At 39.0% G+C, this 12,166-nt stretch carries 16 protein-coding genes; 3 read left to right on the top strand and 13 right to left on the bottom strand.

Features of this window, described 5'->3' with window-relative positions:
- Positions 1 to 19: 19 nt before the first annotated feature.
- The 4 genes from PV403_RS01885 to PV403_RS01870 form a co-directional block, all read right to left on the bottom strand.
- The gene (locus tag PV403_RS01885; protein WP_213531871.1) at positions 20 to 553 is read right to left on the bottom strand and encodes an RDD family protein; all 534 of its coding nucleotides are present in this window, start codon (positions 551 to 553) and stop codon (positions 20 to 22) included.
- A gap of 90 nt (positions 554 to 643) precedes the next feature.
- A complete protein-coding gene (locus tag PV403_RS01880; protein WP_332083415.1) occupies positions 644 to 796 on the bottom strand; it encodes a hypothetical protein in 153 nt (50 codons plus the stop codon).
- A gap of 44 nt (positions 797 to 840) precedes the next feature.
- Positions 841 to 1,323 (bottom strand): hypothetical protein, encoded by a 483-nt coding sequence (locus PV403_RS01875; RefSeq protein WP_332083414.1) that lies wholly within the window; start codon positions 1,321 to 1,323, stop codon positions 841 to 843.
- A gap of 2 nt (positions 1,324 to 1,325) precedes the next feature.
- Complete coding sequence (locus PV403_RS01870; RefSeq protein ID WP_213531865.1) at positions 1,326 to 1,811, bottom strand: hypothetical protein; 486 nt, start codon at positions 1,809 to 1,811, stop codon at positions 1,326 to 1,328.
- A gap of 182 nt (positions 1,812 to 1,993) precedes the next feature.
- Here PV403_RS01870 and PV403_RS01865 point away from each other — a divergent pair, with 182 nt between their 5' ends.
- On the top strand, positions 1,994 to 4,384 hold the full coding sequence (locus tag PV403_RS01865) for a putative bifunctional diguanylate cyclase/phosphodiesterase (protein WP_332083413.1): 2,391 nt from the start codon (positions 1,994 to 1,996) through the stop codon (positions 4,382 to 4,384).
- A 37-nt stretch (positions 4,385 to 4,421) separates the two neighbouring features.
- Here the strand turns inward: PV403_RS01865 and PV403_RS01860 are convergent, their stop codons facing one another.
- Positions 4,422 to 5,102, bottom strand: a complete 681-nt coding sequence (locus tag PV403_RS01860; protein WP_213531861.1) for an HAD family hydrolase — start codon at positions 5,100 to 5,102, stop codon at positions 4,422 to 4,424.
- Between the two features lie 85 nt (positions 5,103 to 5,187).
- On the opposite strand from PV403_RS01860, the gene PV403_RS01855 reads away from it, so the two are divergent.
- Positions 5,188 to 5,409: a hypothetical protein gene (locus PV403_RS01855; RefSeq protein ID WP_332083412.1), complete on the top strand. Its 222-nt coding sequence runs from the start codon at positions 5,188 to 5,190 to the stop codon at positions 5,407 to 5,409.
- A 103-nt stretch (positions 5,410 to 5,512) separates the two neighbouring features.
- Here PV403_RS01855 and PV403_RS01850 read toward each other — a convergent pair whose 3' ends face one another.
- The 5 genes from PV403_RS01850 to PV403_RS01830 all read right to left on the bottom strand — a co-directional run bounded on the left by PV403_RS01850 (position 5,513) and on the right by PV403_RS01830 (position 8,604).
- Positions 5,513 to 6,004 (bottom strand): DinB family protein, encoded by a 492-nt coding sequence (locus PV403_RS01850; protein WP_213531857.1) that lies wholly within the window; start codon positions 6,002 to 6,004, stop codon positions 5,513 to 5,515.
- Between the two features lie 64 nt (positions 6,005 to 6,068).
- Positions 6,069 to 6,668 (bottom strand): hypothetical protein, encoded by a 600-nt coding sequence (locus PV403_RS01845; protein WP_213531855.1) that lies wholly within the window; start codon positions 6,666 to 6,668, stop codon positions 6,069 to 6,071.
- 374 nt (positions 6,669 to 7,042) lie between these two features.
- Positions 7,043 to 7,369 (bottom strand): hypothetical protein, encoded by a 327-nt coding sequence (locus PV403_RS01840; RefSeq protein ID WP_213531853.1) that lies wholly within the window; start codon positions 7,367 to 7,369, stop codon positions 7,043 to 7,045.
- A 40-nt stretch (positions 7,370 to 7,409) separates the two neighbouring features.
- Positions 7,410 to 8,063 carry a zinc dependent phospholipase C family protein gene (locus PV403_RS01835; RefSeq protein WP_213531851.1) on the bottom strand — a complete coding sequence of 218 codons (654 nt, stop codon included), beginning with the start codon at positions 8,061 to 8,063 and terminating at the stop codon, positions 7,410 to 7,412.
- A gap of 112 nt (positions 8,064 to 8,175) precedes the next feature.
- Positions 8,176 to 8,604, bottom strand: a complete 429-nt coding sequence (locus PV403_RS01830; protein WP_332083411.1) for an NUDIX hydrolase — start codon at positions 8,602 to 8,604, stop codon at positions 8,176 to 8,178.
- 172 nt (positions 8,605 to 8,776) lie between these two features.
- On the opposite strand from PV403_RS01830, the gene PV403_RS01825 reads away from it, so the two are divergent.
- Complete coding sequence (locus PV403_RS01825) at positions 8,777 to 9,277, top strand: DUF2798 domain-containing protein (RefSeq protein ID WP_213531847.1); 501 nt, start codon at positions 8,777 to 8,779, stop codon at positions 9,275 to 9,277.
- A 118-nt stretch (positions 9,278 to 9,395) separates the two neighbouring features.
- Here PV403_RS01825 and PV403_RS01820 read toward each other — a convergent pair whose 3' ends face one another.
- The 3 genes from PV403_RS01820 to PV403_RS01810 all read right to left on the bottom strand — a co-directional run bounded on the left by PV403_RS01820 (position 9,396) and on the right by PV403_RS01810 (position 12,153).
- Positions 9,396 to 10,532, bottom strand: a complete 1,137-nt coding sequence (locus PV403_RS01820) for a YsnF/AvaK domain-containing protein (RefSeq protein WP_213531845.1) — start codon at positions 10,530 to 10,532, stop codon at positions 9,396 to 9,398.
- A 255-nt stretch (positions 10,533 to 10,787) separates the two neighbouring features.
- Entirely contained in the window at positions 10,788 to 11,306 is a 519-nt protein-coding gene (locus tag PV403_RS01815; RefSeq protein ID WP_374705795.1) for a DinB family protein, read from the bottom strand.
- 28 nt (positions 11,307 to 11,334) lie between these two features.
- Positions 11,335 to 12,153, bottom strand: a complete 819-nt coding sequence (locus tag PV403_RS01810; RefSeq protein ID WP_213531841.1) for a GNAT family N-acetyltransferase — start codon at positions 12,151 to 12,153, stop codon at positions 11,335 to 11,337.
- Positions 12,154 to 12,166 lie beyond the last annotated feature (13 nt).

Below are 12,166 nucleotides of genomic sequence, written 5' to 3'. Positions count from 1 at the left end.
CCTAAACCACCGTTTTATTCTAATTCATTGCTAGAGCATATCTCACAAATAAAAAGATCACCCAAAAGGAACAAAGACTAACGATTACGGTGTAAAGAATAACCCGGTAAGTATCAAGCCTGCCATGCCTCACAGTAAGCCTCAGGTCATCATCCCAACTGGTATAACCCTTTCTAGTTAATCTTCTGTATCCAATCACACCCGCAATCAGCTGCAAGATTCCAATACCCATCCCCATGCCCCGGTACCATACCATACGTGCACGGACAAAAGCTTCATATCTGCCGATTGGACTTCCATCTGCGTGAACAACTTGAATATGAAGCAGTTTCTTGCCTGGTGTTGTTTTAAAAATATTCATATAGCATCCTTCAAGCACAATCCACACGACAAGCATCAAAAAATCGACGGTCGCAGAACTGTATTCCATTAGCCGTATAAGACTTGGTTCATCGATCACTGCCCATAGAGATAAAAAAAGAGCAGCGTGAACCACATAATCAAACATTCTAGCAAAATATCTTCTCCACGGAATCGGTGTTGTTACATCCATCGTGCAAAATCCTCCTGTATGTTTATTCTTGCTGTATGTATCATTCTTGAAGTGTGTATTATCGCGTTGTGACCTGTACTCTACTTTTCTTTACTTTTCTCTTCTTTGCTCAAGTAATTCTTTAATATCCCTAAGCTCTTGCAGCATTTCCTCGTTGTATTTACTTTGTTTTGAATTATCCATTCCGAACTTCACACATAATACGCCGATCAAAAATGAAAGAACTGATGTGATAACAAACAATAATATTTCACTCCTTTTACTTATAATACGGAAGTTTACGCTGCTCATTTACCATAAAGCATCTTCATTAACGAATCGCCTACATCCCTTTTTGAACTTGCTGGACCATAGACATATCCATCATCAAGTTGATAACGGCTATTGAGTTCACTTGAACTCAGCCAAACCTGATCTAATTCTTTGGAAATATGGATTACACCAAGCGTACGCTGATTTCCACTCTCATCATAATAAGGAATCATATACACGTACTGATTTCCGTCCAAATCGGCAGTAAAGTGATATGACAACTCTTCGTCCACTCTAATCTCTCCTGAAATCCGGTGCTTACCCGATAATCTTTTGTATTTTTCCCCATCCAGTATTACCCTTGTCTTTTTCTCAAATGTTGTATCTGGAGAATAGATCACTGCCTCTATATTGTGATGGAAAGGCAAATCCCGATGATAATAAAGTGTAGCAACAATACAACTAATTACAGCTGCACTGATCCATAAATAAATCCTTTTCTTTTTATGACTTATCATTATCACTGCTTCATCTCCGGTTCCAGTTCAAATACTCGCTCTACATAAGCAAGCAAAATCGCCTCATTGGAATGACCATCTTCTGATAAAATCGTGTATAACCAAGAATATAAAACCATAATCGCAGGTAACAGGCTTACACTAAGGAAAAACATTTCAGAAATAAACGGAGGGCCCATGATTAAATTTATACATGAAAAAAGAAACATCGTGTATATAAGAGCAAAAGGATCTGTCCATCCTTTATATAGACGAAAACGAACGTGAGTTTTTCCATCTTTTACAGAAATCCGGCCTACCGCCTTATTACGAACGATTCTTCTCCTATTGTGTTCCCCATCGTTATACGAAATGCTAAAAATGCCGAATTTCGTCCATCCACGAAAGGATTCGTTATAAAAATCAAAGCGAATAAAATCAATATTTTCTTTTATAAAGGACAGGCATTCTTTTCGGGGGAGCTTTGTTATATACCTTCTCTTCTTCATTAATGAATTCTCCCCATTCATTTCAATTGGCGATAGGTTTATTTTCCATTTATTATATCGTTTTATGATTCCACATCTATAATTAATATTCAACCTTTTTATGTATTAACCAGTTATATACTGTAAAATAGAATCTTGTCTTGAATAAGAGTTAATGAAGTCTAGTAGATGGAGCGATGGTAATGTACAACATGATCCTACAAATTTTGTTCTTATTTATCCCGTTTTTGATTTTATTCGCAATGGGAATTGAAGTTTATTTCAAAAATCCTCCCAGTACATTAAATCGCCTAAGTATGTTATTACTGTTTTCACTCAGTTTATTTTTTCTTGGAGGATTCTGGGCAAAAACATTGCCAATTGCATCTGGATTATACGTAACGATGTATGTGAAATACATCAGCGCTTTTGTAACGATGACACTCGGGCTCTATCTCTATAGCTTGGTTAGTAAAATACGAATAAAACCGTTATTCCGACATTTGATTTGTTTAGTCCCATCGATTGGTATCATTCCCATTTTAACGAATCCCCCTGAAGCTATTGTGTTAAGTACACAAAGTGTATTTTGGCGTTCTGAACAGTTGGATTTCTACATGGTGATCATGATCATGGGGATTGCAGGGTATAATTTTTTGATGTTGTTTCTCTTTTTATGGATTGGCAATCGGCAGCGAAGGGATAAGAACTGGTCACAAAAAGAATACCTTCGTATGCATAGAATCAAACGAGGGCTCGTCCTCAGTCTATTGTGGGCTGCCTTTTGGGCAGTGTTTTCCTTATTTAAAAATTCATTTGGCCCTGAGACTCTTTTTAGAGTACTCCCTTATGAAATAATGCCCGCGTATTGTATATTGATCTGGGCTTATTATATTCGTTCTGCCATGATTCACTATGACTTTCTCGCTTCACCTAATCGTCGGTTCGAAGTTCTGTTTTCTTTATCAAGACAAGGGATTGCACTTGTAAACGACTTAGGATTCGCTGTAGAAATAAATGACTCTTTTCGGAAATCGCTTGGAATTTCAAATACAATTCCAGAAGAAGGAATTGATCTAATCTCTCTGATTCCTGAAGAAGAGCAACAAATGATCAAAGAATTATATAAAGAAAAATTTGGCACGATGACACCGATTCATATGGAACAGAAAATCAATACTTTTGTACACGAAACAAAGATCGTGGAAATTGACACCGCCTATTTGGAAATTGATGATCAGATTTTTTGCTATCTGGTTACACGTGACATCACTACAACAAAGAATGCAGAGGCAAAACTGCAAAAACTGGCTTATGAGGATAATTTAACAGGACTCGGAAATCGGCTTCATTTTATAGAAAATTTAGAGCAGGCACTTCAAAATTCTAATTTAGAAGATCAGCAGACAGCTGTCATTATGATAGACCTCGATCAGTTTAAATGGATCAATGATACGCTTGGCCATTCAGCTGGAGATTTTTTATTACAGCATGTTGCAGGCCAAATTCGCGAGAGTATGCCCTCCTCTGCAGTCGTTTCCCGGCTAGGTGGAGATGAGTTCGCTATAACCGTGCCTGTGAGCTATAGTGAGGAGGCCATTCGTTATGCTAATGAACTTTTATCTTCTCTACAGCAGCCCGTTCATATCTTTGGAAAACCATACACCGTTACGGCATCAATTGGAATCAGTATAGCGCCTGAGCATGGCAGAACCATTGAAGCATTGTATAGCAGTGCAGACACTGCTATGTACGCTGCAAAACAAGCAGGACGTAACCAATATTATTCCTATACTCCTAACTTAAAAGCCATGGCCGAACGTAATTTAACAATCGTGAATGGACTCAGCACCGCTCTTGCCAAAAATGAATTCACACTATATTATCAGCCGCAGATCGATACTCGTACAAATCGTATTGTTGGATTAGAGGCTTTAATTCGATGGAATTCACCAGAACTAGGATTCGTGTCCCCCGCTCAATTCATACCGATCGCCGAGGATACAGGAATGATAAAATCCATGGGTGATTGGGTTCTGAATGCCGCCTTTAAACAAACGAAGCAGTTGGTGGATGAGGGGTATGCTGATATCTTGGTTTCTGTTAATTTATCTGCGCATCAGCTCAGAGAACCTTTATTTGCAGAACGAATTGCAGAGCTACTGCAGCAACATGATCTTTCTCCGCGAAATGTATGTCTTGAAATCACGGAAAGAACGGCGATATTCGATTCGAAAAAATCACTAGAAATCTGTCGTGCTCTGGTGGAGCTGGGTGTATCACTGTCCATTGATGATTTCGGTACGGGATTCTCTTCCCTAAGTATGTTGAATCGTTTTCCATTCACGTATATCAAAATTGACCGTTCTCTCATTCAAGACATTGCAATGAACGTGAATGAAGCAAAGGTTGTACAGACAATTATTGAATTAGCAGATCGACTTGGTATGAAAGTTATCGCTGAGGGTGTAGAAACGGAGCAACAATTATTCTTGCTCTGTAAACTAGGATGTCATGAAGTTCAAGGCTATCTTAGAGGGCGCCCTATGCCAACAGAACAACTTAAGGTTTTTTTAGCAGATGATAAGCATTAAAAGAAGGGATCCCATTCATTGGGTATCCCTTTTGTTTTTATGATAAAGATTCCAAATGAACTTCACTTAAATTCGGATATATGTAATCTGGTTTATAGTGATCCGGCAGCTTTCTACCAAGCCTATTGATCCAGATTGCTTTGATGCCAAGGCGCTGGGCTCCCTCAATGTCACTTGTAAGAGAATCCCCTATATGAATCACTTCATCCGCTGTACATCCACTTCTGCGTAGTCCCTCTTCAAATAATTCACTTCTTGGCTTGTAAGATCTCACATCTTCACTCGTAATTACGTCTGTTACCGAAATCCCATGATAGTTCATGGCAGCCGTAATATCATCCCGATCAATATTAGATAGAATGTAAATAGGGGTTCCTACGAGCGATTCCAGAAAAGGAATCGTATCTTCGTATAATGGAGGCTGAATCCAGTTATTAAACTGAGTTTGAATGATATCTTCTGCTATACAAGATGAATTAAAGTTACGAACCGTATCTGCTAAAGACTGAATACCGATCTCCCTTTGCCTGAGAAACGAATCGCCATAACTTTCTCGCGATAGGTGAAAAAACGTAGTAGACCAGTGCTTTCCAATATGATTTACTTCTACATCATCCGAGCTGGAGCGTTTTACTTCATCATAAATAAGAGGCAGAATATCATCGTCTTCATGTACTAATGTGCCATAGAAATCGAGAAATACCGCTTTGAATTTCATCTATTAGCCCCCTGATCGGAAAATTATTTATCGCAAGGCAGAGAAAAATATTCTATAATTGGATAAAAAAGATGAGGTGAAGTTAATGAGGCTTGAGGATTATGCTCCAGTGATCGTTATTGCTGAGTTGTTTTTTCTGCTGGCTGCCTGTATCTGCTTTCCTTTTTGGCTGTATGCAAAGAAAGAAAAGAACGTGAAATTATTTCGTAATTTAATGATCTTATTTGTTGTTCTTCTACTTATCGGCGCTCCTTTGTACTACCAGGTGTACGATCAGATTATATCAATAGAGACAATCTCTGATTAAGCGACCTGTTCGAACTCCTCCGTATCGACTTTTCCTCCCAAGAACCCACCTGTCTTATATTTCATCGTTTTGTATTCCCATTATTCCATCTTCGTTTTCCCTCTCATTTTTGCTGAACTGCAATTAGATTCTTACCTATAACATTAGGAGAAATCGGATTCTTCTGAATTCCTGTTTCTCTTGCCCAAACAGACAGCTGTCCCATGTGGTGTATTTGGTGTGCTATGATATGACGCATTACTTCGCCCCAAGCATCACGGTCAACACTACCATCAGGCCTATGATCGTAAAATGCTCGGGACTCCATTGAATTGTCCCATGCAGCAACGAATGCTTCCACTTCAGGTTTGAATCGCTGATCAAGCTCTCTTACCTTCTGAAGCGAAGCATAATCATCAAAATTCTCCTGATCATCCGGTTTACCTTGCAGTCTTCGAATCCAGCTCCACTCTACATCTACGATATGAAAAAGCGTCTGTAAAATGCTTCCGACTCCTCCGGTTCGTGGTCGCAATAATTCCTCTTCCGGCAGATCCTTACACCACTCGTACCACTGTTCTCTTACAATCCAGTTATATCTGAAAAAAGTTTGCATTCCCTGCCCCTTTCAGATTTCTTTATTGTTTTCTGGCTTCCGTCTCTAAAGCTGTATGTACTCTTTACCAGTTCGTATACCGCGGCTCGGCAGAGGACAATTTATCAGCAACCATATTTCCTTCCTTATCAAAACCTCTTATGTTCCAACTTACGTCGGTGTAATCGTCCATGACAAACAGCGCATAACCATCCTTCACTTCCTCAACTAGATACTGATCTGGATGGGCTTCGATGTCCTTCATACTGAACTCATAGGGCTCATTCAAGTAACTTATCCTCTTGTGATTTCCAAGTGATACGGAGGTAATATTAGAGTCGCGATTTACTTTAACGCCGACAACATAGCTGTCATCTTCTTCTACATCATTTTCAAACCCTACCGCCTGAAAAGGCATGTCTCGATCAGGGGATTCTTTTACTGCATGACCACCAAATTCATAAAATAAACCTAATTTTTTTCTGAGTTTAACAGCTCCGAACGTATTATTCATGGTGTCTTCATAGATTGCGGCTTTACCATAGACTGTATCCTGAGAAATAATAATCTTATGATTCCCAGGAATCGCACCTGATGCAGTTAGGTGCCAGTTCTGTGTGAAGCTGCTCAAAACTTGTAATCCAAGTAAAACACAAATGATAATAGCGATTTTTTTCTTGTTCATATCCTTATGTACGCCCCCTGATGTCATGTTTCGTGAATATAGTAAAGCACGATTATACTATATCCTGTAATATTATACCTTCTGATCCTTTACCAACATGAAGCCTCCTCATAAAAAAGAACATGAATCGAATATCGGTTTCATGTTCTTTATGGTTCTTAAGATCGGATCACAAACGGATAGAATTCTGTTCAAGTTTTAGTATTTTATAATAATCTTCGACACTATCTTCTGCCCCATTCATGATTCTTCTGTAAACTCTGTTCAGTCCCTCTTTGTTGTATCAGAAACATGTTTTCTGTATATCTATCCCAAACTTTACAGTCCCAGTTGATCAAGAATTTTTTTCCATTGTCCTACTTTCGAGAAAATTATTAATTGCTACTGCTAGGCTCCTCTTTCTTCTCTGTGAGATAGTTCCTCCATAAATGAATGAGCTTTCTCTTTACATAATAGTAAGTCTTCCTTAGCTCATCTTTTAAAGCTCCCCATACCATGAGCATAAATCCAAGCCCCATACATCCTATTGCATAAAACATGGGAGTATTTCCTTCGGTTATTTCAAGTGCTGACCCGATTCTTCCTGGGGGAGTCGTAAAACTGCCTAAAGTAAGACCAAGTTCAAGTGCAGGAAGATAAATACCTAGATAAAGAATGATTCCACCAAGAAATAAAATACCTCCTGCTACAATCTTTTTCATTGTGATTCTCCTCCACTCATAGGTAAGATAGACCATAAGCTCACCCTTGAATCGTCCGTTTTTCTAACGCTTCCCAAGCTTTGAGAAGTTCTTTAGCTTCGTCCGCCGTTTTCTTAATAAAGTCACGAACCCTGTCTTCTGTAAAATAAACCAGCTCAATTCCCGGTTCATTCTTCGGATCCTTTAGCCACTCCAGCTTCATATCACGATACTTTTCTACTTCTTCCACACTCACAAAAGGGGCCACCTCAAACCCAGTAGCTGCCTCTAATTGAGTCAGGATGACATCGATCCAGTAGCTGCTCCGTAAAAGATCATACTCCAGCTGACTTACTTCTTCATTGTAAATCTTCCGAATCTCCACCGGGTCCTTCTGAACCTTGCGCTCAAAGTCAGCATAGAGTGTTGCCGTCCATCGTTCATCTGTAAAGATATGTATGAAATACCCTGCTATGTATGCTTTCCACGCCGGATCTTCACTTAGATCGATATACTCCAGGTATTTACTAGTAAGTAGCACGGGATCAGCCAGGCGATCGTTCCTGACAAAGTGAGACCGCATTTTCTCTTTCCGTGTTGCACCTTCCCTTGCGTGAATTGCATCCGGTGCAATACTTCCCAGTAAAAAAGCAGGTGATACTTGACCTTCATACATTCTATTCGCTACTGCAAAATGGATCATTGGCCAAGGCATATCCTTAATTCCCCTCTCAAATAAGAAACTGTTACACCAAAGGTGCGGTCTTTGCTATATACCGCTCGAGTGCCATTTTTACCCCATCCAAATCTAAAACCAGCTTTCTATTTCATAGAATCTGTCCCCTTATTCCTTCTACAAATGGTGTCACTTCCAGTTCATTAAATTCTTCCTTATAGAACCACTTTGCTCCAAGAGAATCATGGCCATCTCCACTTACCTTCAAGATGTAATTCTCATTATTAATACTAACTTTGTAAATGATCCCGATATGATGCATTTCCTCTAGCTGATCTTTTCTAAACGGATGAATAAGAGTATAGGACGGAGCACTATGAATAACCGCATTTATCTCTTCAATCCCTGTCTCTTCTAGAAACTCTCTCTTCAGCGTAAACAGAGGCTCTTCGCCAAACTCAATGGATCCACCAGGAAGATCCCATTTCCCCTTATGCGGACCTCTCGATTTTTGAACGAGCAAGATCCGATTATCTTTGACGAGAATGCCATATACGCCGAGGTGGGTATATTGATCCATCATTTACACCTTCTTCTCTAGGATTAAAAACGAGTCTGATCTCCACAGATTAACGGAGTTTAAGAAGAAAAATTTATAAACTCTGTATCAAAGTTCACAAATTGTTCACTTACTAAGAAATTTTTATGTCACTATACTAGAGCTTATCTGCAAAACGAAAGGAAGAAAAAAATTGCCTAGTAACAAAAAAGAAGGAATTATTTTTGGATTAATGATGTGTTTTGGAATGGTATGTGTCATGTTCTTTTACAACATGTATTTGAATGGTTTGTTAACCACATTACCTTTTTCTGGTATTTTATCACAATTTGCTTTAACATTTGTAATTGCTTTTTTAGTAGAGTCTTTTATTGTTGGACCTATTGCTCGAAAAGCCGCGTTTTCCTTGCCATTTGATAAATCCAAGTCGTTGTATGTCATTCTGGCTACATCTACTTGTATGGTTATAGGTATGGTGCTCTGCATGTCGGTATACGGTCTTATTACATCCATGATTATGAATGGCATCGAAGGTTCGATCCTCGCAAACTATGGACGGACGGTTCTCAAAAACGTCATTGTTGCCTACCCTGTTCAATTACTAGTGATTGGTCCTTTGGTAAGGTTCCTATTTGTGAAATTCGTTAAGGATGAGCCCGTAGTCAACTTAAGTACATCGAACAGCTCATTGTGAATATAGTTCTCTTTCTAGGATTGTAGATTGTAACTTTATTTCTACAGAAATAAACCCGATGAGTATGAGACTCATCGGGTTTATTTTATTTGCTTTATTTTCGTTCGTTGTACCAAGATTAGCGTCTTGGACGGTTAACTGCAGTATCATTTACAGTACCACGGTTAAGTCCATCACGTGCAGTCGTAGCATCAACATCTGCATTCACTGCCGGTTCACCCTCACGGGAAATACGAGCTTCTTCACGTTTTACCGTATCTTGAACTTGTTCCGTATTTTGAACAGTTTCTTTGTGAACTTCAACTTCGCCTGTTACTACGTTACGTTTATTAACTTCTACTTGCTCTTCACTTACGGGAATACGAATACTTTCATCTTTTCCGATAGGTTCGTTTGTTGTGTTGTCATGAACAGCTCTGCGTTCAATTACGACTTCTTCATGACTTACAGGAACATCAATGGTTTTCTGTTCTTCGACAACTTCTTTGTGAACTTCTACTTCGCCAACTTTAGCCTTATTTTTAGATACATCCAGTTGTTCTTCACGAAGACGCATTGTCTTTTCATCTTCACCTGAATCAAAGCGGCCATTGCCCACATTCTCAGGTGTAACTTGGCGGTCAGCTGTTCTACGATCAACATTTGCAGCTGCCGTATTCGGAGTAGATGTTACGGAAGAATTACGTACTCCTTGATTTTTATTAAAAAGGTGTGCATTTGTCGCATTATTATTACGGAAGATATCATGCACACTTGATTTAGTGTCTGCTTTGTCCTCAACGAGCACCAAAATTTGTCCTTCTTTTACGTTAGACTCATATTCTTTCGCTTCGTCTTCTGGAATACCCAGACCAATCAAACCGCCAACCAGTCCGCCGGCACCCGCTCCAACAGCAGTACCTGTCAGTGTTACTGCGATTGGACCTGCTACCATGATTGGACCAAATACAGGAATAGCCATGATTCCAAGTCCTGCTAATAGACCAGCGATACCGCCAACCAGTCCGCCTGCTGTTGCACCTGTTGCAACACCTTCAGGAGCTTTCGTTCCTGTCTCGTCACTAATTGCCTTCATATCTTTTCGATCTTTTGCAATTACTGAAATTTCGTCAGTGCTGTAACCTTTCGCTTTTAGCTGCTCAATAGCTCGGCTTGCTTCTTCTTCTGTTCTAAATGAACCTACGATTCTTTCATTTGCGTGTACCTTGTCCGTTTTCTTTACATCTTCCAAATGGTTTGTGTTTTTGTTTAACATAATAAATTCCTCCTTGAGATTCTCTCATTTTAGTTTTAGTGATTCGTATTTTTTAATTTTTGATTTCTTAGTGATGCTTGCTTGTTCTAGATTTAAACCCCTAAAAATAATTTAAAACATTTTACTTGACATTTATTAAATTACGTTTTGTATGATTTGATGATTTTCGCTCTTTTCCACTTCATACTAAAAGCAAACAAAAAGGTTGATTTCACAGAGAAACTCTCCGCAAAATCAACCTCTATTCAAATCTATTTATATATCCATTCTTTTTCTAATCATTCTAATCTGGCCTCTATGATTGATCTCATCTTCAAATACATGAAACCACATAAAATAATAATTGGCTTGTTGCTGAGCCCAAAACTCTTCTTCTGTATAGAGCCATTCATCTGTTACTGTTTTAAATAATTCATAAGTTCGTTGCCTTACTGCTTGTAGCTGATCGGTATAATAGCTTAGTTCATTCCCTTTAATCTTATTACGCCCTTCTTCACCAAGGCTCAAAGCTGGACCCCAGATCGCGGTTTCTTCCTCATTCAATCCTCTTTTCTCAAATGTCCCCACCTGGTAAGCATATTCCACTGCTGCAAAATGTGATAAGAGCGCACCTATCGAGTTACTTTTGGAGTCCACTAAAAAATCTAATTGTTGTACAGATAAATCTTTTACTTCTTCCAAAGTGGTAAATCTCGCATAGTTCATCATCGATAATAAACGGCTGATTTGAGGGGAGTACCCAGGAATATCGGTAATAAGAAAGATCTGCTTCATGTCTATCATGTTAATGACCTCCATGTATTTAGGTGATGTCATACCAGAAAATTTGATAGTCGAATGAAAGTGACATTCCCATCTTTTTCGCAAGGCGCACCGAACCCATATTCTCTGGCATACAATCCCAATATGGCTTTACTCCCTTACGTTTGCACTCTTCTATGAATGCGTAAGCAACTGCTGTGCCAACATGTTGATTCCTATATTCTGCTAGTGTCTCTATATCTACCGAATGGGTGTCGCCATCTACAAAAGCAGAAAAACATACACTTATCACATTATGATTAAGTTCTGCCATATATCCAAAACCGTGTTGTAAGAAGTCCTCTTTCGATTCCCAGAACCTAGCTATCTTCTGTTCCAGGAATGGTTTATTTTCAAATCCTCTAGATTCAAGTAAATCTCTATCTATTCTATGAATCATCGTATTCTGCACATAATTACTACTTTGTTTTTCATCGTTTTCAGTCATTTCAAACACATATTGATTATCATTTAATAGGCTTCGTTTTCTAAATATCATTTGCAGTGTTTCTGCCCAACGATCATTTTCCACACTTATTTCCACGGCATCAATATTCAGCTTTTTGAGTCTAGGTTCAATTTCATTGATCATGTAAGTTTCTAAATACGTCAAGAAAGATTCACTCTGAGGGTCTCCAACCATATGAAATCCGGACTGACCTTGGATCCAAATCATAGCGGCGGTAACATCCGTCCCATGATCTACGTAAACCGAACCGGGATTCATCCCGTTCACCACTGCCCTAACTTCAATATTTCTACACTGATCCGTGATAGGTTGTACCTTGTAAAACTCTTGTTTATCTAGTTTCGTTATCATATGAGCACCAGCC

It is taken from the genome of Paenibacillus sp. GYB006 (genome assembly GCF_036577645.1).
Lineage (GTDB): Bacteria > Bacillota > Bacilli > Paenibacillales > Paenibacillaceae > Paenibacillus.
Note: the sequence above shows the minus strand (reverse complement) of the source record. Positions and strands in the feature narration are given on the sequence as shown.

Bases quoted from the DNA above. Each gene is read 5' to 3' on its own strand.
- PV403_RS01845 (WP_213531855.1), bottom strand. From the start codon at position 6,668: ATGAACAAGAAAAAAATCGCTATTATCATTTGTGTTTTACTTGGATTA.
- PV403_RS01885 (WP_213531871.1), bottom strand. From the start codon at position 553: ATGGATGTAACAACACCGATTCCGTGGAGAAGATATTTTGCTAGAATG.
- PV403_RS01850 (WP_213531857.1), bottom strand. From the start codon at position 6,004: ATGCAAACTTTTTTCAGATATAACTGGATTGTAAGAGAACAGTGGTAC.
- PV403_RS01835 (WP_213531851.1), bottom strand. From the start codon at position 8,063: ATGCCTTGGCCAATGATCCATTTTGCAGTAGCGAATAGAATGTATGAA.
- PV403_RS01830 (WP_332083411.1), bottom strand. From the start codon at position 8,604: ATGGATCAATATACCCACCTCGGCGTATATGGCATTCTCGTCAAAGAT.
- PV403_RS01855 (WP_332083412.1), top strand. From the start codon at position 5,188: ATGAGGCTTGAGGATTATGCTCCAGTGATCGTTATTGCTGAGTTGTTT.
- PV403_RS01865 (WP_332083413.1), top strand. From the start codon at position 1,994: ATGTACAACATGATCCTACAAATTTTGTTCTTATTTATCCCGTTTTTG.
- PV403_RS01820 (WP_213531845.1), bottom strand. From the start codon at position 10,532: ATGTTAAACAAAAACACAAACCATTTGGAAGATGTAAAGAAAACGGAC.
- PV403_RS01875 (WP_332083414.1), bottom strand. From the start codon at position 1,323: ATGATAAGTCATAAAAAGAAAAGGATTTATTTATGGATCAGTGCAGCT.
- PV403_RS01860 (WP_213531861.1), bottom strand. From the start codon at position 5,102: ATGAAATTCAAAGCGGTATTTCTCGATTTCTATGGCACATTAGTACAT.
- PV403_RS01810 (WP_213531841.1), bottom strand. From the start codon at position 12,153: ATGATAACGAAACTAGATAAACAAGAGTTTTACAAGGTACAACCTATC.
- PV403_RS01840 (WP_213531853.1), bottom strand. From the start codon at position 7,369: ATGAAAAAGATTGTAGCAGGAGGTATTTTATTTCTTGGTGGAATCATT.
- PV403_RS01815 (WP_374705795.1), bottom strand. From the start codon at position 11,306: ATGAAGCAGATCTTTCTTATTACCGATATTCCTGGGTACTCCCCTCAA.
- PV403_RS01870 (WP_213531865.1), bottom strand. From the start codon at position 1,811: ATGAAGAAGAGAAGGTATATAACAAAGCTCCCCCGAAAAGAATGCCTG.